We start from the raw sequence: 20,405 nt of genomic DNA, 5'->3' as shown, positions 1-20,405 counted from the left end.
CCGCGGTCGTGGTGTCCAACTCCGTTATGGAAAGCGGCATATGACAATCGCCGACGCGTGAGCGACGTGCCTCACACCATTCCGCTGCGGCGCCGACTACCGCTATGGTCCCCGTCGGTGGGGCGAGGTCCCTCGTACCCACCATGCCCTCGGGGGGAGGGAAGGAACCCAGGACGATGCCCGTGCCCGTACCGCGGCAGAGAGCGATCCCGGCCGCGGAGAGTGACAAGGCGCAGACCGTGCCCCACGGCGACGGCCCCTCCTCCGCGGCACCGGCCCCGCACAGGGAAGCCACGAAGGACGCCACGGTAGAGAAGGACAGCCGCGCCGCCGGCCACCACACCACCCACAGCTCCCCACTCACACTGCTGCTGATCGAGGACGATCCCGGCGGTTCGCCGATCGTGCCCGAACTGCTCGACCCGTCCGGCAAGCCGATCCGGATCCGCACCGCCCGCAACCTCACCGAGGCCGGGCGGCTGCTCACCGACGACGTCCACTGCATCCTGCTGGACCTCGCGCTGCCCGCGCCGGGCCGCGCGGACGGCGGGGACGACGAGCTGACCGTGCTCAAGCACGTGCTCGAACTCGCGCCCCGGCACGCCGTGCTCGCGCTCACCGCCTCCGGCGACGCCGAGCGCGGCGCCGAGGCGGTGCGGGTCGGCGCGCAGGACTACCTGCTCCGCGACGAGCTGGACGGACCGCTGCTGAGCCGGGCCATCCGGTACGCGGTGGAGCGCAAGCGCTCCGACACGGCCGAGCGGCGGCTCGCCGAGGGCCGGCTGCGCGCGCAGGAGAACCGCCGCCTGGAGCGCGGTCTGCTGCCGACCCCGCTGCTGGAGGGGGCCACGCTGCGCTTCGCCGCCCGCTACCGTCCCGGCCGCTCCCGCGCGCTGCTCGGCGGTGACTTCTACGACGCCGTACGCACGCCCGACGGCACCGTGCACGCCATGATCGGCGACGTCTGCGGGCACGGTCCCGACGAGGCCGCGCTCGGCGTGGAGCTGCGCATCGCCTGGCGGGCGCTGACCCTGGCGGGGCTGTGCGGCGACGAGCTGCTGAACACGTTGCAGCAGGTGCTGGAGCACGAGCGCGCCGACGACGAGATCTTCGCGACGCTGTGCACGGTGGACATCGCGCCCGACGGGCGCCGCGCCGGTCTGTGCCTGGCCGGCCACCCGTCGCCGCTGGTCATCACACCCGGCCGACCCGCCCGGCTGCTGCCGTACGACAACAACGGCCCCGCCCTGGGTCTGCTGCCCGGCGCCCGCTGGCCCCGCACACAGGTGGAGCTGGGTGCCGAATGGGGTCTGATGCTCTACACCGACGGCCTCATCGAGGGCCGGACCGGCGTGGACGGCGAACGGCTGGGTCAGGACGGCATGGTGGAGATGGTCCGCCGCCAGCTGTCCCAGGGGCTGCGCGGCGAGGAGCTGCTGCGGGCGGCGGTGAACGAGGCCCGCGAACTCAACGGCGGCGAGCTGACCGACGACGTGGCGGTGGTCCTGCTGGACCGGGTGCCGTAGGCATCGGGCGCCGTGAGCGCCGGGTCCGTGAGCGCCGGGTCCGTGAGCGGTGGGCGCCGCGCGCCCTGGCCGCCGGCGCCGTGCCGAAACGGCGCCCGGGTCACCGGCCGCCGTTGTAGGGCCCGTACGGGCCGTCGCTGCTGCTGCCGCGCCGGCGGCGCTTCCAGCGGCCGCCGCCGCCGGAGACCTGCTTGAGCGCCGGGCGTACGTCCACGATGTAGACGATGCTCGCGACCGCGCCGATGGCCGGCAGGAACCTGAGGATCGAGAACAGGTAGCTCACGACGAGCGCCAGAGCGAGGATGATCAGCCAGAACACCTTGTTCTGCTTGTCCGCCGCGCGGAAGGCGTCCTCTCGGCGGAACGCGGCGTCGAACAGCCCGAACGCGGCCAGGGCCATGAGGATGATCTTCAAGATCCCCAGAAACCCCGCGAAGCCCAACATCAGCATGCTGTCCACCGCCCGTTCTCTCCGTCCCCTACGCGGCCACCGTACCCGGAGAACGGGCCGGGCACCCCAAGGGTGCCCGGCCCCGTGGCCCGTCACCCGCACAGGTGACGGGCCGTGGCTGCCCGTCCGCGCCTACTTGGCGGGCGGCGTCGTCTTCCTGTCGGTGGTGGGCGTGGTCCTGCGGGCGACCGGGGCCTTCTTCACCTGGGCCGCCGGATCTTTCTTCGGGGCGGGCGTGGCCTTGGCCCCGGCGGGCCCGGTCTCCTTGACCTCGATCGGCTCGGCGACCGGCTGCACCTTCGGCGCGGGCTTCGGCTCGGGCTCGGGCTCGACGGCCACGGCGAGCTCCTCCACGCCCTCGGCGATGTCCTCGATGCCCTCGGCGGCCTGGCCGCGCCAGGTCTTCACGGCCTGCTCACCGTGCTCGGCGACCTTCTCGTAGGTCTCCCGGGCCCTGACGGCGTACTCGGCGGCGACGCCGACGCCGCGCAGGGCCAGGTCCTGGGCGCTCTCACCGAGCTTCTTCAGGTCGGCGTCGAAGTTGGTGCCGAGCTTCCGCAGGTCGGTGTCGAGGGAGGTCAGGAAGCCGGTGACCTTGGTCTGGACGGTCTCCTGGGTCTCCTTGACGCGCGCGGCGGCCCTCTCCTGGACGACCTTCGGGTCGGTGTTGCGCACCGCGTCGATACGGGCCGGGGCCTCGGCGCGCAGCTGCTCGACCAGTGCGGGCACCTTCTTGGCCTGCCGCAGGGCCAGGTCCGCGGTACCCGCGGCGAAGTAGAGCGGCGTGGGGTCGCTGAGGGTCTTTCGCAGGTCGTCGGTGATGGCCATGGTGATGATCCTCCCGGATCGCTTTCGGCTGAGGGTTCTGGTCTGCCGCGGTGGCCCGCCCGGCCGTGGGCCGTGGGGCCCGGGGCCGTGAGGCCGTGGGATCAGCCGGCCGCCGCCTCCCGTGGATCCGCGTCACTGCCGCCGGATCCACGGGTACGGTGCTCGGTGGGGGCGGGGCGGCCACCGTCCGCGTCGGGGACGGTGGCGGACCGTATGGCGTCGCCTCCGCCGGCGCCCTCCGGGGCCGCGGCCGTCGCGGCGCCGTCGGCGTCGGCCGCGTCGGCGGCCCGCTCCCGGGCGTCCGCCTTGCCGGCCCCGAACCCGTTCTCCTTGCGGAAGGACTCGTAGATCTGGAGCAGCACCTGCTTCTGCTGCTCGTTGAGCGTGGGGTCGGCGAGGATGACGGCGCGCGTCTCGACCTCGTCCCGGTCCCGCTCGGCGTCGAGGATGCCGGCCCGCACGTACAGCGTCTCGGCGGAGATCCGCAGCGCCTTGGCGACCTGCTGCAGGACCTCCGCGCTCGGCTTGCGCAGCCCGCGCTCGATCTGGCTCAGGTACGGATTGGACACCCCGGCGGCGTCGGCGAGCTGCCGCAGCGACAGTTGCGCGTTGCGCCGCTGCTCGCGCAGGTAGTCACCGAGATTGCCGACGTTGAGCGATGCCATGCCTCCACCTTGCACCCATCTCGCTAACAATTGCAAGCAAGCCGCTTGCAAGAGTGCGCGAGACCACCCGGACGGGGGGCGGGCCGGGTGGCGGACGGAGCCTCGTCCCGCGCCGAGCCGGAGAGCAGGATCCGCCCGCCAAGGCCTGTTCCCGGGCCCTCGATCACGGCGGCGAGGGAGGCACGGCGGATGTCGTGATGGGCGGACTCGGCGCGGCGGCGGGCGCGTCGCCGCGAGTGGCAACGGCGGCGGGCGCGTCGCCGGGGGCGGCTTCGACGGCGGCCGGGTCGCCGGGAGCCTCTTCGGGAGACGTCATCCCGGACACCGCGCGGGAACGACGTCACCGAGCCACGGTTTCTTACTCCGTACCGGCTCGGTCGTCGCTCCGGTCCGGTGCGACGACCGCCGCCTCCGGCAGACCCGCTCGCAGTCGCGCGAACGCCTGCTCGGCCGCCGCCATGGCGTCGGCGCCCACGTCCGCCAGCGGCTCCCCGGCCGCGATCCGGCGCCAGTTCTCCCGGGCGAGGATGCGCTGGACGGCGATGATCTGCCCCGCGGCCAGCCGGGCGCCGAGGCCGCCGCCGAGCGCGGCGGCCAGTGCCGCCTCCGAGCGCTCCAGGTGGGTGTGGAGCCGGGCGACCAGGGCGGGGGTGCCGTAGAGGAGGGAGTGGAAGGCGAGCACTTCGGGGTGGTCGTTGAGTCCGGTGACCGGGTCGTGCCTCAGGAGTCCGTCGAGGAAGTGCCGGCGCAGGGCGTCGAGCGGAGCGCCGGGAGCGGCGGCGGCCACTCGCGCGGCCTCGTCCTCATGGTCCGCGATCCGGTGCAGGACGAGGTCCTCCTTGGCCGGGAAGTAGCGGAAGAGGGTCGGCTTGGAGATCTCCGCCGCGGCGGCCACCTCGGCGACCGACACCGCGTCGAACCCCTTCGCCAGGAAGAGCCGGATCGCGGTGTCGGACACGGCCTGGTACGTCCGCAGCCTCTTGCGCTCCCGCAGCCCGGGCCCGCCCGGCCCGCTCGCCCGGCCGTTCCCGCCGGTTCCGCCTGCCCGGTCCGTTCCGCCGGCTCCCCCCGACCCGCCCGTGTCGCTCATGGACCGAGCGTACGCACCCGGGCCGGCCACCCGGCCCGGCCGTCCGCACCGCCGCGCACACGGGACTCACGATTAGCCCTGCGCACCGCGCGCGCACGGGACCCACGGCCAGCCCTGCGCACCACCGCACACACGGGACCCACACCCAACCCTGCGCACCACCGCACACACGGGCCCCGTTTCCGGCCGGGCGCCGCGTCGGGCCACGTTCCGGCCCTCGCCCCGCGATGCGCCCGGCGTCACCGCGCGTCGGGGCCGTCCCGGCCCGCCCGCGCGCGGTGTCGGCGGGCGAGGGCGGCCACGACGTGCCGGGGCCCGGGCGCCGACTCCAGGCCCAGCGGCACCACGGCGGCCGCCAGGGTGCGGCTCAGCCGCGCGCCGGTGTCGGCGAGCCGCACCGGGTCGGGGTCGGGGTCCGGCCCCAGTGCCAGCGCGCCGCGGATGACGTCGGTGAAGACGGACTGGGCCTTCTTGAAGTCGATGAGCAGGCCCAGGTCGTGCTCCCAGCCGCACGAGCTGCCCGGGCGGACCCGTTCGGCGGTCCGGCACCAGGCCCGCGTCATCCGGCTCTCCTGCCGGCGCGGGTACCGCATCAGGTACAGGTGGGTGGCCAGGTCGTACAACGGGTCGCCGAGCATGGCCAGTTCCCAGTCGATGGTCCACAGCCGGCCGTCCGCGTCGACGATGAAGTTCTCCCGGTGCAGATCGGCGTGCAGCAGGCAGAAGGGCCGCTCCCTGAGGCCCTTCAGGTGCTTGCGCAGCCGCTTGAACGCCTCGTCGTCCAGGCCGAGGTCCGCGAAGAGCGCGCCGAACTCGGCGAGGTTGGCCGCGTAGACCCGCTCCTCGGCGAAGTGCACGAGCCGTTCCAGGAAGGCGTCCGTGTCCCCGTCGGCCGGCCGGTCCGCGGCCTCGCACCGGCGCTCGGCGCCGATCGTCCCCGGGGCCACCGCGATCAGCCGGCCGAAGAGGCCGGTGATCTGCCGGAACAGCTCCTCGGGCACCGGGTGGCCGGACCCGCACAAGGAACCCAGCGTCCGGCCCTCGATGAACCGCTGGAGGCCGATGCCACCGACCTCGATGAGCTCCGGAATGCCGGTGATCCTGCCTTGCAGGGCGCTCAGCAGCTGCTCCTCCGAGCGGAAGCACCGGCGGTCGAACCAGAGCAGGTCGCCGCGCGGCTCCCGGCACTTCCACCGCCCCGGCCGGGCGGCACCGGCCTCGCCCGGCAGCGGGAACGCGTACGTCTCGTGGTGGTAGCCCCGCAACGGCCCCTCGAGGGCGTCCGGGTCACCGCTCAGCCCGACCGCTCGGCGCAGGGCGGGGGAAGCCGGTTCGGGTGACATCGTGTGTTCTTTCGCCGTGCCCCCTTCCGCGGGGTGCGGAAGGGGGAACACGCTACCGCTGCGCCGGTGCCCTGGACGTCCGCGACCGCTCGGGTGTCACAGCGCGTCGGTCTCCCCACCGGCCCGGCTCGTCCGGAGGATCCGCAGCACGGGCTCCAGCGAGCCGACGACCACGGTGGCGCCCGCCTCCTTGAGCAGCCTCTCCTTGCGGGCGTTGGGTGCGTAGCCGAGGAAGGGGACGCCGGCCCGGAGCGCGGCCTCGTGGTCCGAGGGGGTGTCGCCGATCATCAGCGCCTCCGCCGGGGCGGCGCCCGTCGCGCTCAGGGCCCGGTTCAGGCAGTGCGGGTCCGGCTTGAGGTGCTTCAGGTCCCGGGTACGGCCGTAGACGTGCGGGGCGAAGCACGGGAGGAGTCCCCGGCCGTCGAGGTACCCGCGCACCACACGGGGCGAGTTGTTGGTGGCTATGGCCAGCCGGCGGCCCAGCGCCGTCCAGGTGCGGATCAGCGGGTCGGCGTACGGCGTCGGCCAGGCGGAGCCGGCGGCGCGCAGTTCCTCGTACGTGAGGCGGGCCTCCAGTTCCTCGACCAGGTCGCTGCCGGGGTGCCCGCGGTGCACGGCGCGGAGCACGACGTGCGGATCGGGCGACTCCAGTTCGGTCCCGGTCAGCAGGCCGTGCAGGCCCCGGCCCTCGAGCCACCGCGTCAGTTCGCCCGCCACGTGCTCCGCGGAGTGCCCGGCGAACAGACGGCAGACGGGACCGTCGAAGTCCCAGAGCACCGCCCGCGCACGGGTGACCAGTTCCCGCAGCCGACCGCCCTCGGTGTCGGTCCCGGTCCGTACCGCCACCGGAACGGTTCGCTTCGTCTCAGAAGTCACTAGGAGAGTGTCAGGTCCGTGGTGATGGTTTCCCAGAGGGCGTCGAACCACTTCTGGGATTCGGCCACGAAAGCCGCGTCCCGCCGGCCGGCGCGTCTGACGAAGGAGAACAGCAGGGACTTGGAGCCCAGGACGTCGTACATGTCCAGGGTCTCGTCGCCCCAGTCCTCCTCGCGCCGGGTGAGCGTGTAGTAGCCGAGCAGCGCCTCCTCGCCGTTGAGCAGGTAGAGCTTGACCGGTGGGGTGAAGGGCAGCGCGCGGAACGTCACCCGTACGTCGACGCCGTGGGTGGCGCGCAGGGACATCAGGTTGTGCCGGAGCACCTGGCCCTGGGCGTTGCGCATCGCCAGCCAGCGCTGGTGCACCAGGTCGCCCCCGTCGCCTCCCGCCACGGGGACGGGGAAGGCGAGGTTGATGTCCCGCGACGGCACCAGGACGCGGAGGTCGATCGCCTCCGGGCGCATCCGGCCCTCGTGGATCAGGCGGAGCGGCTCGCCGATGGCCACCATCAGCGTCTCCGCCGTGTGGCACACCACGTCTATGCGCGCGCGCCGCGCGGAGAGCGCGTCCGTCAGCCGGGGGGCGAGCGCCACCATGGTCGGCTGCGGCTCGTCCCGCACGGGCGCGGCCTCGGCGATCCTCGGGGGGCTGCCCTTGCTCACGTTGCTGAGCAGGCCGTCGTCCTGGAGCGCCCGCAGGGCCTGGCGCACGGCGCCGCGCTCCACACCGAACTCGTCGGCCAGTTCGGCCTGGGTGGGCAGACGGTCGCCCGGCCTGAGTTCGCCCGTGCGGATCCTCTCGCGCAGGGTCTCGGCGATCTCCTGGGCCGACGGGCTCCTGCGACTGCCGTTCACGGCCGCGTTCTCCTGGGTCACGACCAAAACGCTACAACTTTGATCCATCTCGCGGCAGTTGTTTGAGACTTGTTTAGGAGTGGTCGCCAAGTGGGGACAACTCCATCAGAGTTGGTTGCCAACTCGGGCCAGTTGGCGGAGGTTTTGCCTCCCGGTCCCGCCAACCATCTCCGCTCCCGCTCCGTCCACGCAGACCCGAAGGGGGAACCACCGTGCTCGCTCCCGCTCTTCTGTCCGCGCTGTCCGTCGCCGGCTTCGAGCAGGTCGTCCAGTGGAGGTACGGCACGTGGGGCGTCGTGGGCCTGCTGCTGACCTCCGTCGGCATCAAGGCCAGGAACCCGGCCATCGGCTTCGCCGGAGCGGTGGTGCTGGCGACGCTGTTCGTCGGACCCGTCCGGTGAGGCGCCGACGCCCCCGGCGCACCCCGGCGCACCCCGTGGGAGACGTCAGCCCGTGAGCACCAGCTCCGAGCTGATCGTCTCCCACAACGCGTCGAACCAGCCCCGCGACTGCCCTACGAACGCCGCGTCGTGCGGCCCTGCGCCCCGCTCGAAGGAGAACAGCATCGACCGGGTGCCCTCGACGTCGTACGTCTGGAGCGGCTCGTGGTCGACCTCCCGCTCGCGACGCCGCACGGTGTAGTACGCGAAGAGCGCCTCGGAGCCGTTGAGCAGGTAGAGCTTGACCGGCGGAGTGAAGGGCAGCGCGCGGAAGGTCACCCGCACGTCGATGCCGTGGGAGGCGCGCAGCGCCAGCAGACCGTGCCGGAGCACCTGCCCCTGGGCGTTGCGCTGGGTCAGCCACCGCCTGTGCAGAGCCGCCGCCGGGGAGTCCGCCGGCGATGGGTCCGCCGGAGCCGGGGAGTCCTCCGGTATCGGAGAGTCCGCGGGTGCCGAGGAGTCCGCCGGCACCGGCGCGTCCGCGGGTGCCGAAGCGCCCGCGGGTACCGGGAAGGCGAGATCGACGCCCCGGCCGGGCAGCAGCACCCGAACGTCGATTTTGGCCGGTTTCAGCCGCCCGGCGTGTATCCGGCGCAGCGGTTCACCGATGGCGAGGGTGAGCGAGACCGAGGTCAGGCACAGGGCGTCGATCTCCACGTGGGCGGTGGCGAAGGCGGCGGCGATCCGGGGCGGGAGTGCGGCCAGGGTGGGCAGCGGCAGCGCGGCGGGGCCGGCCGGGAACCGGTCCGGGCCGGCCGCGACGGTCGCCGGACTGCCTCTGGACACGTCGGTGAGCAGGTGCTCCGCCTGGAGGATGCGCAGCGCCTGACGCACGGCGCCGCGCTCGACGCCGAACTCGTCGCCCAGTTCGGCCTGGGTGGGCATGCGCTGGCCCGGCCGCAGCACACCGGACCTGATGCGGCGGCGCAGTTCGTCGGCCACCTCGCGGTGCGACGTCTGCGACCCATGCGGCCTTTTCGGCCCACTGGCGGAGGCGTGTCCCGGGTCCACGGCCGAAGAGTACAACTTCCCGCCATCTTTCGGCAGTTCATCGAAAGGTGGTTATGCATCGCACCCAAGCGGAGATAAGAAGGAGTGAAGTTGGTAGCCAACTTGAGCGACATGGTCAGACCTTCGGGGGTTGGCTACCCGGGTGACAGTCAGGACACGCAGGACCGTGGCGCCTCTCCGGAGGGGAGCCGGGTGCCCGGTCCGCGTCGCACAGCCACAACTCCACAGCCGCGACGCCGCGAACTCCACGGCGCGGGCACGCCGCACAGCCACAACAGAACACCGACAACCGGACACCCGCGCACAGCCACAACCGAAGACCGTCTCGCACAGCCACAACCGAAGACCGTCTCGTCCGCACAGCCACAACCGAAGACCGTCTCGTCCGCACAGCCACAACCGAACAGCCAAGCTACGGATGCGTCACCCCTGTCACCGTCACCGGCCGGAAGGAGCGTTCAGAAGATGTCCGGGCACCACGGCCGCCTGGACGCACGCAGCAGGGCGTCGGCCACACGGGCGGCGCCCGCTCGTTCTTCCTGGATCCGGCCGAGTGCCGCCAGCCGCACCGCCGACTCGTCACCGAGCCACAGAGCGGCCAGCTCACCCACGTCCAGCGTCAGATCGGCGCTCACGGTGGTCGGTGTGCACGACGCCCGGCCGGCCGAGACCTCCAGCCGCCGGCGCCCGCCGGTCAGCCCGGCCGGGTCGACCACCTCCAGCACCAGCGAGCCCTCCCCCTCGTACGTCCGCGCCTCCATGGCCCGCACCACGTCCAGGACCCGTACCCACAGCCAGTCGGCGTGCGTGGTGACCACGGCCGCGCGCGGGTTCGGCAGGAGCAGGGGCAGCAGGTCGTCCGGGGCCCGCCGGCCGCTCTTCACCCGCACCACCCAGTCGAGCGAGCACACGTGCAGCCACAGCGCGCGTTCGGCGGCGGGAGTCACCGCGATCAGGCTCTTCACCGTGGCCGTGTTCATCGGCTGCTTGGCGTCCGACCAGGTGTCGTCGCACACGTACGCCGCCAGGCCCTCGACGGTGCCGTCCGCCGCGCGGTACACGGCGTGGAACGGCTCGGTCCACCGGGAGAAGTCCGGGCGCACCACGCCGGTGTTGACCTTCCACCAGCGCTCGGACCGGTCGACCGCGCCGGGCTGGGCCCGACGCAGCCGGTCGTGCAGTTCGGGCCCGAACTTGCGCACCTCGTCGCCGTCCACGAGGTCCACGCTGCCGCCGTCGCCCGGCCCGGACCAACGGGGGTCGAGGCCGGCCCGGGGCACGTCGATCGTCCAGCCGGTGGTCCAGGTGGCGGGGCCGAAGCCGTAGCGGCCGTAGATCGGGTACTCGGCGGCGATCAGGGTGGCGACGACGTCGCCCCGTTCCCTGGCCGCCGCGAGGTCCTGGGCCATCATGCGGGTCAGCAGGCCGCGGCGGCGGTGGGTGGCGGTGACGGAGACGTTCGTGACGGCGTCGGCGGGCACGACCGCGCCGCCGACGGCGGTGAGTTCCTGCTCGAAGGAACGGAACGTCGCCACGCAGCGGCCGGCGTCGAAGGCGCCGAGGGTGCGCGCGGGGACGATGTAGGAGCTCCGGTCGGCCGCCTCCACGTCGGGCACGGTCGGAGGCCGCAGAAAACCGGTGTTCAGCGCCCGGCTCCAGTCGGGGATCTCGGCCTCGGTGATGGGACGTACGTCGATGTGCGAGCGGGCGCCTGTCATGGACCGACGGTAGGCGGACGGCACCGGGGGTGTCGCGGGATTTTCCCCCGACCCCGCCGCACCGGGCGGACGGGCCCTCCCGGGCCGACAGCCGCCCGGCACGCACAGGCCGTCCGGCACGCACAGGCCGCCCGGCACGCACAGGCCGTCCGGCACGCACAGGCTGCCCGGCGACACCCGCCCGCACGAGCGGACCGTCCCACCCGAGCGGTCCGGCTCATACGGGAGGCGCCGCCACGTACGGGAGCCACGCCGAGCGTGGGAGTGCCCGTACGGGAGCGACGGCTCACACGAGCAGGTCGTCCACCTGCGCTTCCCCGTCCCGGTACCGGCGGGCGATCTCCGCGCTGCAGTCGTCGGCCGTGCGCTGGAGGCGCTGCCGGCGCCGGGAGACCTGCTGCTCGTACCGCACCAGCCGGCCCATCGCCGCGCCCAGTTCCAGGTCGGTGCGGGCACTCAGGTCCGACAGCTCGACCTCGCCGAGCATCTCCGCGGCCAGCCGCCGGTACTCCTCGCTGTGCGGGGTGCCGAGGGTCACGTGCCGGGCCGAGCTGCGCTGCCGGGCGGGCGCGTCCCTGAGGATCTCCGCGAGCCGTTCGACGACCGGCCCAGCACCGGCGTGCACCACGGAGGTGAGCCCGGCCGCGGGCTCCGTCCCGGCCCCGGCCCCGGAGCCGCGCCGGGCCAGCTCCGCCCCCAGGATGTCGATCCGCCCCTGGAGCAGCCGCCGTACATAGCTGAGGTCGGCCTCGTCCCGTTGCGCCTGCCGGCGCAGGGAGCGCAGTTCGGGCAGGCTCGGCACGGTCAGGTCGGGCTCCGGCGGATCCACGGCCAGCAGCGAACCGACCTCGGACGGCGCACGGCCCTCCGACGACGGACGGCCCTCCGACTGCGCACGGCCCTCCGACGACGGACGGCTCTCGGACGACGGACGGCCCTCCGACGACGGACGGCTCTCGGACGGCGCACGGCCCTCGGCCCGCGGGTCGACGGCCGCCGCCGGATCCGCGGCCTGCGCCGGGCCGACGGCCGGGGTCGGCTCCACGGTCTGCGGTCCCGGTGGCAGTGACGGGCTGTCGGTGCGCTGCACCGGCGGCCGGTGGGTCTCCGCGACCGCCGCGCGGAGCGGCGAGATCGCCCCGGGCTGCGCCTGCTGCTCGGTACTCGATGTGCTCATGAGCCTCAACCGTCCCCTCGACCGGCGCGTACGGAAGCATCGTGCCACCCCAACCGGCAACTATGTGAACGAGTGCCCCCGATCACCCCCAGATGGGGGGTTACGGATCAGAAAGAAGCACGATATGGACGCACCGGCCCGCTGCGGGGGCGTGTCCGGTCGCCCGGCATCATGGTCGGCATGCGTGCAGTGGTGCAGAGGGTGGACGGCGCGAGCGTCGTCGTGGACGGCGAGACGGTGGGGGCCATCGAGGGCGAGGGACTGTGCGTCCTCGTCGGGGTGACCCACGAGGACACCAAGGAGAAGGCCGCACAGCTCGCCCGCAAGCTGTGGTCGATCCGCATGCTGCACGACGAGCGCTCGTGCAGCGACACGGGCGCCCCGCTGCTGGTGATCAGCCAGTTCACGCTCTACGGCGACGCCCGCAAGGGCCGCCGGCCCACCTGGAACGCAGCGGCCCCCGGTGATGTCGCCGAACCGCTCGTCGACGAGGTGGTCGCCCGGCTGCGCGCGCTGGGCGCGACGGTGGCGACGGGCCGGTTCGGCGCGCGGATGCGGGTGTCGCTGACCAACGACGGCCCGTTCACCGTCCTGCTGGAGATGTGAGCCGCGGGGGCACGGCGCCCTACGGCTCCACCACGACCTCCTGCGCCGCCGCCGTCCCGCCCGCCATCAGCCGGGCGTCCACGGGGACGTTCCGCTTGACGACGGCGAGAGCGACCGGGCCGAGTTCGTAGTGGCGTACGGAGGTGGTGACGACACCGATCCGGCGGCCGTCCGGGCCCTCGTCGGCGAGGTGGATGCCGGTGCCGGGCACCGGCAGGTGCACCTCGCTGCCGTCGAGGTGCAGGAAGACCAGGCGGCGCGGCGGCTTGCCCAGGTTCTGCACCCGGGCCACGGTCTCCTGGCCGCGGTAGCAGCCCTTCTGGAGGTGCACGGCCGTGCCGATCCAGCCCAGCTCGTGCGGGATGGTGCGGTGGTCGGTCTCGAAGCCGAGCCGGGGCCGGTGCTGCTCGACGCGCAGCGCCTCGTGGGCGAGGATCCCGGCGGGCGGTCCGGCCTTCTCCGCGTACGGCTCCAGGTCCGCGCGGGGCAGGAACAGGTCACGGCCGTGCGCGGTCTCCCGTACGACGACCCCTTCGGGCGCCTCGGCGATCGAGCCGGCCGGCAGGTGCACGACGGCGAAGTCGGCGGTCCGGTCGGCGACCTCGACCCGGTAGAAGAACTTCATCGACTCCAGGTAGGCGACCAGCGCCTCCTGGGTGCCGGGCTCCACGTGGGCCCAGACCGTCGCGCCGTCGTCGACCAGGTAGAGCGCGTGCTCGATGTGGCCGTTGGCGGACAGGATCAGCGCCTCGGTGGCCCGGCCGGCGGGCAGTTCGCTGACGTGCTGGGTGAGCAGCAGGTGCAGCCAGCTCAGCCGGTCCTCGCCGGAGACGGTGACGACACCGCGGTGCGAGAGGTCGACGAAGCCGGTGCCGTCCGCGAGGGCGCGCTGCTCGCGGAACAGGTCGCCGTAGTGTGCGGCGACGCCTTCGTCCACGCCCTCGGCGGGGACGGCGCCGGGCAGCGACAGCAGGGGGCTCTTCATACCGCAAGCCTACGACGCGGTAGTTGAACTCCTCGGGGAGCAGTCCTTGCAGCGGCCGAAGATCGCGAAGTGCTTCATGTCGGTCTCGAAGCCGAACTGCTCCCGCAGCTTCGCGGTGAAGTCCGCCGCCACCTCGACATCGGCCTCGATGACGTTCTCGCAGTCCCGGCAGACCATGTGCAGGTGGTGGTGGCGGTCGGCGAGGTGGTACGTGGGCGCTCCGTGGCCGAGATGGGCGTGGCTGACCAGCCCGAGCTCCTCCAGGAGCTCCAGGGTCCGGTAGACCGTGGAAATGTTGACCCCCGACGCCGTCTTCCTCACCTCGCCGAGGATGTCGTCGGGGGTCGCGTGCTCCAGGGTGTCCACGGCTTCGAGCACGAGCTGCCGCTGTGGCGTCAGCCGGTAACCGCGCTGCCTGAGGTCGCTCTTCCAGTCGGTGCTCACCACACCCAAGAGTCTAGGGCCTCCCGTTCGGGCGACGCCGGGCTCTCGGGTCCCGGCACCGCACCCTGATCCGGCCCGATCCGAACGGAAGGCCCCGCGACCGGCTACTTGAAGAAGGCGATGCCGTCGTCCGGCATGTCGTCCGGGAGGGCCTTGGCCCAGCGCTCGACGTCCTCCGGGGTGACGACCTTCTTCAGGTGGGCCGACATGTAGGGGCGCAGCTCCACCTCGGGGGTCTGCTTCTCGCCCACCCACATCAGGTCGCTCTTGACGTACCCGTACAGCCGCTTGCCGCCGGTGTAGGGGTCGGAGGCCGCGGTGCGCGCCACGGCATCGGTGACCAGGTCGATCTGCGGCTTCTTGTCGGCCAGTTCGCCGTACCAGATCTCGATGACGCCGTCGTCACGGGTCATGGTGACCTCGACCTTGCGGGCCGCGTCGATCCGCCAGAAGCCGTACTCGGACTCCAGCGGCCTCACCTTGTTGCCGTCGTTGTCCAGCACCCAGGTGTGGGAGTGGTACTCAAGGAAGTCCCGGCCGTCGTGGGTGAAGGTCACCTCCTGGCCGAAGTTGCACTTCTCGGAGCCGGGGAAGTCGTGCACGCCGGCGCCGGCCCAGTTGCCGAGCAGGAAGGCGAGCGGAACCAGGTTCTTGTGGAGGTCGGACGGAATCTCGATCATGAGCGGCGTTTCCTGGTCGTGGTCAGCGCTGGCCCTGGTACAGCTTCTTCACGGTCAGCCCGGCGAACGCGAGAACGCCGACGCAGACCAGAACCAGCAGGGTTTCGAAGAAGATCTCCACGGGGTGCTCCTTGTTGAGCGCGGTGCGGTAGGTACACAGGGCCGCACACCAGCTTAGTCGGCCGGGACCCGGCCCTCTCCGTGAGGTGCGCCCGCACGGGGAGGGTCCGCGGTGACGGCCGTCCGAGCAGCCGGCTCTGGACGGTCACCGTCCGCTCGAAGGGCAGGCCGGCGCGGCGGCCGCACGGGACCCGACGACCACCGCCACGGCGTCGCCCGGGTGGAGGTACGCCTGCCGGACCTGTCCGGCAGCCGTACGGCCCGTCCTCGGCGAGGACGAAGCGTTCGACGTCCTTGACCGCGGCCGGGCCGCGGCGGGGAAGGCCCCTTCCGGGTGCGCCCCGTGGGCCTCACCAGTCGATGTCGCCCGCCGTGGCGCAGTCGGTGTCGCCCGTCGTGGCCGCCTCCGGTCGGCTTCGGGCACGGCGGCTACCCTTCCGGTATGGCCAAGAAGCTCGTGATCAAGGTGACGGCGGGGGCGGACGCGCCCGAACGGTGCTCGCAGGCGTTCACGGTCGCGGCGGTGGCCGTGGCCAGCGGCGTGGACGTGTCGCTGTGGCTGACCGGGGAGTCCTCCTGGTTCGCGCTGCCGGGCCGGGCCGCCGAGTTCGAGCTCCCGCACGCGGCCCCGCTGCCCGACCTGCTCGACTCCATCCTCGCCGCCGGCCGCGTCACCCTGTGCACCCAGTGCGCGGCCCGCCGCGACATCACCGAGAAGGACGTGCTCGAGGGCGTGCGGATCGCCGGCGCGCAGGTCTTCGTCCAGGAGGCGCTGGGCGAGGAGACGCAGGCCCTCGTCTACTGAGCCCGTGCCCGGCCGCGCCCGGGGCGGACCGCGACAGTCCTCAGTGGCGCTTCTTGCCGTCCAGCTCGTCCCACCACTCGTCGGACTTCGGATCGCCCGACGGGTCGTCCCACCAGCGGTCCTCGGGGCCACGCCGGTTGGCGACCATGGCGGCGACCGGCGGGATCACCATGGCGAACAGGCACATGCCGACCGCGGCGGGCACCGACCAGAGACGCACGACGCCCCAGGCCAGGACGAACAGCGTGATGCAGGTGCCCATCATGGCGAAATACGCGTGGCGGCGGCGTGCGTACATACGTCCAGGGTAGGTCCGGGGCCACCTCGGCGCGCATGCCGAAGGGCCGCACCCCAGGCGTCCAACCCGAGGGATGCGGCCCTTCCGCGGTCTCAGCGGTCCGCGCGGTCTCAGACCGCGATCGCGACCTCCGCCAGGCCGCCCTGCTGAGCGACGACCGTGCGGTCGGCGGTGGCGCCGGGGACGAGGGCGCGTACGGTCCAGGTGCCCTCGGCCGCGTAGAACCGGAACTGGCCGGTCGCCGAGGTGGGGACCTCCGCGGTGAACTCGCCGGTCGAGTCCAGCAGCCGGACGTAACCCGTCACCGGCTCGCCGTCGCGGGTCACCTGACCCTGGATGGTGGTCTCACCGGGCTTGATCGTCGAGGCGTCGGGGCCGCCGGCCTTCGCTCCACACATGTCGTACTCCTGAAGAGAGGTCTTGAGAGGTCGGGGTCGGACTGTCCGTTACTTGCCGGAGCCGAGTTCGATCGGCACGCCCACCAGGGAGCCGTACTCGGTCCAGGAGCCGTCGTAGTTCTTGACGTTCTCCACGCCGAGCAGCTCGTGCAGCACGAACCAGGTCAGCGCGGAGCGCTCACCGATGCGGCAGTAGGCGATGGTGTCCTTGGCCAGGTCGACGTCCTCGGCGGTGTAGAGCTCCTTGAGCTCGTCGTCCGACTTGAAGGTGCCGTCGTCGTTGGCGTTCTTGGACCACGGGATGTTCTTGGCGGACGGGACGTGGCCCGGGCGCTGGGACTGCTCCTGCGGCAGGTGCGCCGGGGCGAGCAGCTTGCCGGAGAACTCGTCGGGCGAGCGCACGTCCACCAGGTTCTGCGCGCCGATGGCGTTCACCACGTCGTCGCGGAAGGCGCGGATGGAGGCGTCCTGCGGCTTGGCCTTGTACTCGGTGCGGGCGCGCTCGGGCACGTCGGTGCCGTCGACCAGCTCGCGGGCGTCCAGCTCCCACTTCTTGCGGCCGCCGTCGAGGAGCTTGACGCTGTCGTGGCCGTAGAGCTTGAAGTACCAGTAGGCGTACGAGGCGAACCAGTTGTTGTTGCCGCCGTACAGGACCACCGTGTGGTCGTTGGAGATGCCCTTCTCCGACAGGAGCTTCTCGAAGCCGGCCTGGTCGACGAAGTCACGGCGGACCGGGTCCTGGAGGTCGTCGGTCCAGTCGATCCGGATGGCGTTCTTGATGTGGTTCTTGTCGTACGCGGACGTGTCCTCGTCCACCTCGACGATGGCGATGCTCGGGTCGTCCAGGTGCTCCTGGAGCCAGTCGGCGTCGACCAGTACGTCGCTGCGGCTCATGCTCAATCTCCTCCGGGGCAGTTGCGGCGGGGTGTGCGAGTGCGAGGGGCGCGCGGGCACACGGACCGGCGTCGGCGTGTGCGGCACGCGGACGGCCCCGGGTCAGGTGCGGGGCCGATGACGCGGGAGGCGGGACTCCCGCTCAGAAGGAGCGACAGAGCATGGCGGCAACGCGGCACAGGTCTACTGCCCGCCGCTTCGTGAGATCCGCCTGTCGCTTCATACGCCCGATCGTAGGGAGGGACAGGCGGCCATGTCACCGGCATGTCGTATGGTGAGACGGGATCGTCCGTGATGTGGGATCGACGTGCCGTTCCGGACCGCTCCGGCCCGTCCCCCGCCCCTGGCGCCCACCGTCCCATCTGTCGTACGGACGTGGCCGTCTCGCCCCTCGGACACCAGTGCGCACGGGCCGCAGTGAACCACCGGCCACGACCCACCGGCCACGACCCACCCGGCCCCCGCGCCAGGGCCGCGAGCCACGATCCAGGGGCTCAGGGCCACGGGCCACGGGTCAATTGCCGCGGCGGCTCTCCTACCCGGCGAGCTTGACGTGCGAACCCTTCACCGCGATCTCGACCCCGTCCTTCACCGCCCGCACCGAGTCCAGCTTGATGCCGCCGGGCAACCGGTCGATCGCCTGCTGGAAGTCGGTGATCGACCGGATCCGGCTCTCGGCGAGGTCGAGCTCGCCGAGCTTGGGCAGGCCGTCGGCCGTGACCCGCACCTTGTCGCCCTGGACGGCGACCGAACTGAGCACGTAGACCGGCTGGGGCAGCACGGAGACCTTGAGGGCGACCTTGATCTTGCCGTTGCCGCCGTCCGACAGGCCGATCACCTGGGTGGTCACCCCCGGCAGGACCTGGTCCGGCTCGGACTTCGCGGTCTTCAGCAGCTCGTCGTAGGCGATGGTCGCGGTGCCGGTGGCGGTGGCCGCGGTGGCCGAGCTGTAGTCGCCGGAGAACGTCACGCCCCGCATGTGGGCCTTGAGGTCGTCGATACGGATCGTCTGCCCGGCGTCGCCGGTGGCCGCCTCGTAGTCCTTGATGCCGACCTCGACGTCGTCCAGTTCTCCGCTCGCCACCTGGGTGAGGAAGGGGAAGCCCTTGATGGACACGTCGGGGGTGCGCGCCAGGTTCTCCGTGCTCCTGAGCTTGTCCGCGGCCTGCCCCTGCGCGAAGCGCACCGCGACCCGGTCGACCACGACGAACAGCACACCCAGGATCACGACGACGATCAGCAGTGCTCGCAGCGCGCGCATGCGGTGTTCCCCCACATCAGCGGTCCCCGACGACCGGACGGCCGCCCTCCACGAGCCTAGCCCCGGGGACCGGCCGGGCCGGAGAATTGTCGATCACCTGTGACAGGGGACGACGGGGCGTCCGTCGCCGGGAGGGGGACGGCCGGGCCCCAGGGGGTCCGCCGCTCCGGCGGGCCCACAAGGCCCCGGCGCGCACGGGCCCTGCCCGGTGCGCGCCGGTCCCGCTCCGCTACCCGAGCGCCCGCCCCAGCACCCACACCACCGGTGCCGCGGCCGTCAGCGGCAGGGCCACACCGGCGGTGAAGTGCACGAAACGCGAGGGGTAGTCGTAGCCGGCCGCGCGATGGCCGATCAGGGCGCACGCCGCGGCGCCCGCGCCGAGCAGCGCGCCACCGGAGCCCAGGCCCGTCATGCCGCCGAGCACGATTCCCGCCCCCGCCGCCGCGAGCAGCGAGACGACGACCGAGGCCGGCGTGGGCAGCGGCAGTGCGCGCGCGAGGACGGCCACCGCGACCGCCACCGCACCGACCGCGACCGCGTCCGTGCCGCCCGCCAGGTACCCGGTCGCGATGATGGACAGCGCCGCCGAGGCCACGCTCGCCATCAGGCCGTACATCCGCTCGTCCGGGTCGGCGTGGGAACGCAGTTGCAGGACGAGGGAGAGCAGCACCCACACCCCGAGCGTGCCCAGGATCGCCGCGGGCGCGTGCTCCCGGCCCGCTCCCAGCACCGCCGCGTCGGAGACGAGCGCGCCGGCGAAACCGAGGGCGATTCCCTGCCGGGCGGGCCACATGCCGTTCAGCCGGAACCAGCCCGCGGCCGTCACGGCCTGGAGCAGCACCAGCGGGACGAGCAGCGCGTAGGTGCCGATCTCCGCCGCGCCGGCCAGCAGCAGCCCCAGCAGCGCGGTGAGCGCGGCGGGCTGCATCCCCGGTTCGATGATCGGCGAGCGGCCCTCGGCCCGGGCGCGCTGCGCGTCGGTGACCCGGGCGTTGCCGCCGAGGGTGGCGGGGCCGTAGGCGGGACCGGCCCCCTCCGGGGCGCCGTCCGGGGCGGCCGGAGCCTCGGCGGGGGCGGGCCCCGCCGGGCCGGGCGCCGACTGCGCGTACGCGGGCTCGGGCGGCGGCGTCCGCGAGGCGTGGGCCGGCGCGGGGTCCTGGTGGCCCAGCGAGGGCAGGTAGGCCGTCTGTGCCGCCGGTTCCGCCGCGGCGACGACCGGGCGGGCGTGGGTCTGGGTGTCCCACGTCTGCCCCTGCCACTGCTGGGTGTGCTGATGGTCGGCGTTCGGATCGTCGTACGCCTGCTGCTGCCCGGGCCAGGCCTGGGGCTGCTGCGGCTGCTGCGGCTGCTGCGGCTGCTGCGGCTGGTGGGGCTGCGGCTGGCGGTACTGCTGCGCGTACGGGTCGGAGTACCCCTCGTGCGGGGCTGCGCCGTACGAACCGCCGTGCGCGGAGCCGTACGAGCCGTCCTGCGGGGTCCCGTAAGCGCCGTCCTGCGGGGTCCCGTAAGCGCCGTCGTGCGGGGTTCCGTACGGCCCCTGGTTCGCGTTCGGGTACGCACCCCCGTGCGCGTTCGGGTACGCACCCTCGTCCGGGGTCCCGTACGAGCCGTCGTACGGCGGCCCCTCATACGGCCGGTCGGTCATCGCTCACCCTCCTGCGAACGGGGGGAGCACCTCGACCGTGCCGCCCTCGATCAGCCGTACCGTCTCATGTCCGCGCGTTCCCACCGGGTCGCCGTCGATGAGGAACGAGCAGCGCAGCAGGACCCGGGCGAGCTCGCCGGGGTGCCGCTCGCGCACCGCGGCGAGCGCCTCGGCGAGCGTCTCCGCCTCGTACGGCTCCTCGGCGACCCCGGCCGCGGCCTTCGCCGCCGCCCAGTAGCGCACCGTGACCTTTGCCATCCCGTCCCTCGCGTCACTAGTCACTCGGCAAT

At 72.9% G+C, this 20,405-nt stretch carries 24 protein-coding genes; 4 read left to right on the top strand and 20 right to left on the bottom strand.

Annotated features, from left to right (window positions below; genetic code table 11):
• Positions 1 to 176 precede the first annotated feature (176 nt).
• Positions 177 to 1,526 (top strand): PP2C family protein-serine/threonine phosphatase, encoded by a 1,350-nt coding sequence (locus ACF061_RS36260; protein WP_392271269.1) that lies wholly within the window; start codon positions 177 to 179, stop codon positions 1,524 to 1,526.
• Positions 1,527 to 1,626: 100 nt separating this feature from the next.
• Here the strand turns inward: ACF061_RS36260 and ACF061_RS36255 are convergent, their stop codons facing one another.
• The 7 genes from ACF061_RS36255 to ACF061_RS36225 form a co-directional block, all read right to left on the bottom strand.
• Entirely contained in the window at positions 1,627 to 1,977 is a 351-nt protein-coding gene (locus tag ACF061_RS36255) for a DUF2516 family protein (protein WP_392271283.1), read from the bottom strand.
• A 132-nt stretch (positions 1,978 to 2,109) separates the two neighbouring features.
• Entirely contained in the window at positions 2,110 to 2,805 is a 696-nt protein-coding gene (locus ACF061_RS36250) for a hypothetical protein (RefSeq protein ID WP_392271268.1), read from the bottom strand.
• 101 nt (positions 2,806 to 2,906) lie between these two features.
• On the bottom strand, positions 2,907 to 3,470 hold the full coding sequence (locus ACF061_RS36245) for a helix-turn-helix domain-containing protein (RefSeq protein WP_392271267.1): 564 nt from the start codon (positions 3,468 to 3,470) through the stop codon (positions 2,907 to 2,909).
• Positions 3,471 to 3,828: 358 nt separating this feature from the next.
• On the bottom strand, positions 3,829 to 4,560 hold the full coding sequence (locus ACF061_RS36240) for a TetR/AcrR family transcriptional regulator (protein WP_392271266.1): 732 nt from the start codon (positions 4,558 to 4,560) through the stop codon (positions 3,829 to 3,831).
• Between the two features lie 239 nt (positions 4,561 to 4,799).
• A complete protein-coding gene (locus ACF061_RS36235; RefSeq protein ID WP_392271265.1) occupies positions 4,800 to 5,903 on the bottom strand; it encodes a phosphotransferase family protein in 1,104 nt (367 codons plus the stop codon).
• Positions 5,904 to 5,999: 96 nt separating this feature from the next.
• Positions 6,000 to 6,779 carry an HAD family hydrolase gene (locus ACF061_RS36230; protein ID WP_392271264.1) on the bottom strand — a complete coding sequence of 260 codons (780 nt, stop codon included), beginning with the start codon at positions 6,777 to 6,779 and terminating at the stop codon, positions 6,000 to 6,002.
• Positions 6,779 to 7,660: a winged helix-turn-helix domain-containing protein gene (locus ACF061_RS36225; RefSeq protein ID WP_392271263.1), complete on the bottom strand. Its 882-nt coding sequence runs from the start codon at positions 7,658 to 7,660 to the stop codon at positions 6,779 to 6,781. The genes ACF061_RS36230 and ACF061_RS36225 overlap by 1 nt, the downstream gene beginning before the upstream one ends.
• 185 nt (positions 7,661 to 7,845) lie before the next feature.
• On the opposite strand from ACF061_RS36225, the gene ACF061_RS36220 reads away from it, so the two are divergent.
• Positions 7,846 to 8,034: a hypothetical protein gene (locus tag ACF061_RS36220; RefSeq protein WP_392271262.1), complete on the top strand. Its 189-nt coding sequence runs from the start codon at positions 7,846 to 7,848 to the stop codon at positions 8,032 to 8,034.
• 45 nt (positions 8,035 to 8,079) lie between these two features.
• On the opposite strand, the gene ACF061_RS36215 is transcribed toward ACF061_RS36220, so the two are convergent.
• The 3 genes from ACF061_RS36215 to ACF061_RS36205 all read right to left on the bottom strand — a co-directional run bounded on the left by ACF061_RS36215 (position 8,080) and on the right by ACF061_RS36205 (position 11,631).
• Entirely contained in the window at positions 8,080 to 9,084 is a 1,005-nt protein-coding gene (locus tag ACF061_RS36215) for a GntR family transcriptional regulator (protein ID WP_392271261.1), read from the bottom strand.
• A gap of 458 nt (positions 9,085 to 9,542) precedes the next feature.
• Positions 9,543 to 10,802 carry a GNAT family N-acetyltransferase gene (locus ACF061_RS36210; RefSeq protein ID WP_392271260.1) on the bottom strand — a complete coding sequence of 420 codons (1,260 nt, stop codon included), beginning with the start codon at positions 10,800 to 10,802 and terminating at the stop codon, positions 9,543 to 9,545.
• 286 nt (positions 10,803 to 11,088) lie between these two features.
• Positions 11,089 to 11,631: an aerial mycelium formation protein gene (locus ACF061_RS36205; protein ID WP_392271282.1), complete on the bottom strand. Its 543-nt coding sequence runs from the start codon at positions 11,629 to 11,631 to the stop codon at positions 11,089 to 11,091.
• A 528-nt stretch (positions 11,632 to 12,159) separates the two neighbouring features.
• On the opposite strand from ACF061_RS36205, the gene dtd reads away from it, so the two are divergent.
• Positions 12,160 to 12,585 (top strand): D-aminoacyl-tRNA deacylase, encoded by a 426-nt coding sequence (gene dtd / locus ACF061_RS36200; protein WP_392271259.1) that lies wholly within the window; start codon positions 12,160 to 12,162, stop codon positions 12,583 to 12,585.
• Positions 12,586 to 12,604: 19 nt separating this feature from the next.
• On the opposite strand, the gene ACF061_RS36195 is transcribed toward dtd, so the two are convergent.
• From ACF061_RS36195 to ACF061_RS36185, 3 genes are all read right to left on the bottom strand, one after another.
• A complete protein-coding gene (locus tag ACF061_RS36195; RefSeq protein WP_392271258.1) occupies positions 12,605 to 13,570 on the bottom strand; it encodes a YgfZ/GcvT domain-containing protein in 966 nt (321 codons plus the stop codon).
• 9 nt (positions 13,571 to 13,579) lie between these two features.
• On the bottom strand, positions 13,580 to 14,017 hold the full coding sequence (locus ACF061_RS36190) for a Fur family transcriptional regulator (protein ID WP_392271257.1): 438 nt from the start codon (positions 14,015 to 14,017) through the stop codon (positions 13,580 to 13,582).
• Positions 14,018 to 14,118: 101 nt separating this feature from the next.
• Positions 14,119 to 14,694, bottom strand: a complete 576-nt coding sequence (locus ACF061_RS36185; protein ID WP_392271256.1) for an FABP family protein — start codon at positions 14,692 to 14,694, stop codon at positions 14,119 to 14,121.
• A 562-nt stretch (positions 14,695 to 15,256) separates the two neighbouring features.
• Between ACF061_RS36185 and ACF061_RS36180 the strand changes: the two genes are divergently transcribed.
• Positions 15,257 to 15,619: a DsrE family protein gene (locus ACF061_RS36180; RefSeq protein WP_392271255.1), complete on the top strand. Its 363-nt coding sequence runs from the start codon at positions 15,257 to 15,259 to the stop codon at positions 15,617 to 15,619.
• A gap of 40 nt (positions 15,620 to 15,659) precedes the next feature.
• On the opposite strand, the gene ACF061_RS36175 is transcribed toward ACF061_RS36180, so the two are convergent.
• From ACF061_RS36175 to ACF061_RS36145, 7 genes are all read right to left on the bottom strand, one after another.
• Positions 15,660 to 15,917 carry a DUF3099 domain-containing protein gene (locus ACF061_RS36175; RefSeq protein WP_392271254.1) on the bottom strand — a complete coding sequence of 86 codons (258 nt, stop codon included), beginning with the start codon at positions 15,915 to 15,917 and terminating at the stop codon, positions 15,660 to 15,662.
• Positions 15,918 to 16,027: 110 nt separating this feature from the next.
• Positions 16,028 to 16,315 carry a DUF1416 domain-containing protein gene (locus ACF061_RS36170; protein ID WP_010351646.1) on the bottom strand — a complete coding sequence of 96 codons (288 nt, stop codon included), beginning with the start codon at positions 16,313 to 16,315 and terminating at the stop codon, positions 16,028 to 16,030.
• Between the two features lie 48 nt (positions 16,316 to 16,363).
• Entirely contained in the window at positions 16,364 to 17,209 is an 846-nt protein-coding gene (locus ACF061_RS36165) for a sulfurtransferase (protein ID WP_392271253.1), read from the bottom strand.
• Between the two features lie 142 nt (positions 17,210 to 17,351).
• On the bottom strand, positions 17,352 to 17,432 hold the full coding sequence (locus tag ACF061_RS36160; RefSeq protein ID WP_351515640.1) for a putative leader peptide: 81 nt from the start codon (positions 17,430 to 17,432) through the stop codon (positions 17,352 to 17,354).
• A 312-nt stretch (positions 17,433 to 17,744) separates the two neighbouring features.
• Complete coding sequence (locus ACF061_RS36155; RefSeq protein ID WP_392271252.1) at positions 17,745 to 18,470, bottom strand: DUF2993 domain-containing protein; 726 nt, start codon at positions 18,468 to 18,470, stop codon at positions 17,745 to 17,747.
• Positions 18,471 to 18,699: 229 nt separating this feature from the next.
• The gene (locus ACF061_RS36150; protein ID WP_392271251.1) at positions 18,700 to 20,115 is read right to left on the bottom strand and encodes a hypothetical protein; all 1,416 of its coding nucleotides are present in this window, start codon (positions 20,113 to 20,115) and stop codon (positions 18,700 to 18,702) included.
• A 3-nt stretch (positions 20,116 to 20,118) separates the two neighbouring features.
• Positions 20,119 to 20,373, bottom strand: a complete 255-nt coding sequence (locus tag ACF061_RS36145; protein WP_392271250.1) for a MoaD/ThiS family protein — start codon at positions 20,371 to 20,373, stop codon at positions 20,119 to 20,121.
• Positions 20,374 to 20,405: the final 32 nt, after the last annotated feature.

This window comes from Streptomyces sp. NPDC015220 (assembly GCF_043079345.1).
Classification (GTDB): domain Bacteria; phylum Actinomycetota; class Actinomycetes; order Streptomycetales; family Streptomycetaceae; genus Streptomyces.
This window is presented reverse-complemented; position numbering and strand designations above follow the sequence as displayed.

What these genes read in the sequence shown, in the direction of transcription:
- ACF061_RS36260 (WP_392271269.1), top strand. Translation starts at nt 177, where the DNA reads ATGCCCGTGCCCGTACCGCGGCAGAGAGCGATCCCGGCCGCGGAGAGT.
- ACF061_RS36255 (WP_392271283.1), bottom strand. Translation starts at nt 1,977, where the DNA reads ATGCTGATGTTGGGCTTCGCGGGGTTTCTGGGGATCTTGAAGATCATC.
- ACF061_RS36250 (WP_392271268.1), bottom strand. Translation starts at nt 2,805, where the DNA reads ATGGCCATCACCGACGACCTGCGAAAGACCCTCAGCGACCCCACGCCG.
- ACF061_RS36245 (WP_392271267.1), bottom strand. Translation starts at nt 3,470, where the DNA reads ATGGCATCGCTCAACGTCGGCAATCTCGGTGACTACCTGCGCGAGCAG.
- ACF061_RS36240 (WP_392271266.1), bottom strand. Translation starts at nt 4,560, where the DNA reads ATGAGCGACACGGGCGGGTCGGGGGGAGCCGGCGGAACGGACCGGGCA.
- ACF061_RS36235 (WP_392271265.1), bottom strand. Translation starts at nt 5,903, where the DNA reads ATGTCACCCGAACCGGCTTCCCCCGCCCTGCGCCGAGCGGTCGGGCTG.
- ACF061_RS36210 (WP_392271260.1), bottom strand. Translation starts at nt 10,802, where the DNA reads ATGACAGGCGCCCGCTCGCACATCGACGTACGTCCCATCACCGAGGCC.
- dtd (WP_392271259.1), top strand. Translation starts at nt 12,160, where the DNA reads ATGCGTGCAGTGGTGCAGAGGGTGGACGGCGCGAGCGTCGTCGTGGAC.
- ACF061_RS36195 (WP_392271258.1), bottom strand. Translation starts at nt 13,570, where the DNA reads ATGAAGAGCCCCCTGCTGTCGCTGCCCGGCGCCGTCCCCGCCGAGGGC.
- ACF061_RS36185 (WP_392271256.1), bottom strand. Translation starts at nt 14,694, where the DNA reads ATGATCGAGATTCCGTCCGACCTCCACAAGAACCTGGTTCCGCTCGCC.
- ACF061_RS36180 (WP_392271255.1), top strand. Translation starts at nt 15,257, where the DNA reads ATGGCCAAGAAGCTCGTGATCAAGGTGACGGCGGGGGCGGACGCGCCC.
- ACF061_RS36175 (WP_392271254.1), bottom strand. Translation starts at nt 15,917, where the DNA reads ATGTACGCACGCCGCCGCCACGCGTATTTCGCCATGATGGGCACCTGC.
- ACF061_RS36170 (WP_010351646.1), bottom strand. Translation starts at nt 16,315, where the DNA reads ATGTGTGGAGCGAAGGCCGGCGGCCCCGACGCCTCGACGATCAAGCCC.
- ACF061_RS36165 (WP_392271253.1), bottom strand. Translation starts at nt 17,209, where the DNA reads ATGAGCCGCAGCGACGTACTGGTCGACGCCGACTGGCTCCAGGAGCAC.
- ACF061_RS36160 (WP_351515640.1), bottom strand. Translation starts at nt 17,432, where the DNA reads ATGAAGCGACAGGCGGATCTCACGAAGCGGCGGGCAGTAGACCTGTGC.
- ACF061_RS36155 (WP_392271252.1), bottom strand. Translation starts at nt 18,470, where the DNA reads ATGCGCGCGCTGCGAGCACTGCTGATCGTCGTCGTGATCCTGGGTGTG.
- ACF061_RS36150 (WP_392271251.1), bottom strand. Translation starts at nt 20,115, where the DNA reads ATGACCGACCGGCCGTATGAGGGGCCGCCGTACGACGGCTCGTACGGG.
- ACF061_RS36145 (WP_392271250.1), bottom strand. Translation starts at nt 20,373, where the DNA reads ATGGCAAAGGTCACGGTGCGCTACTGGGCGGCGGCGAAGGCCGCGGCC.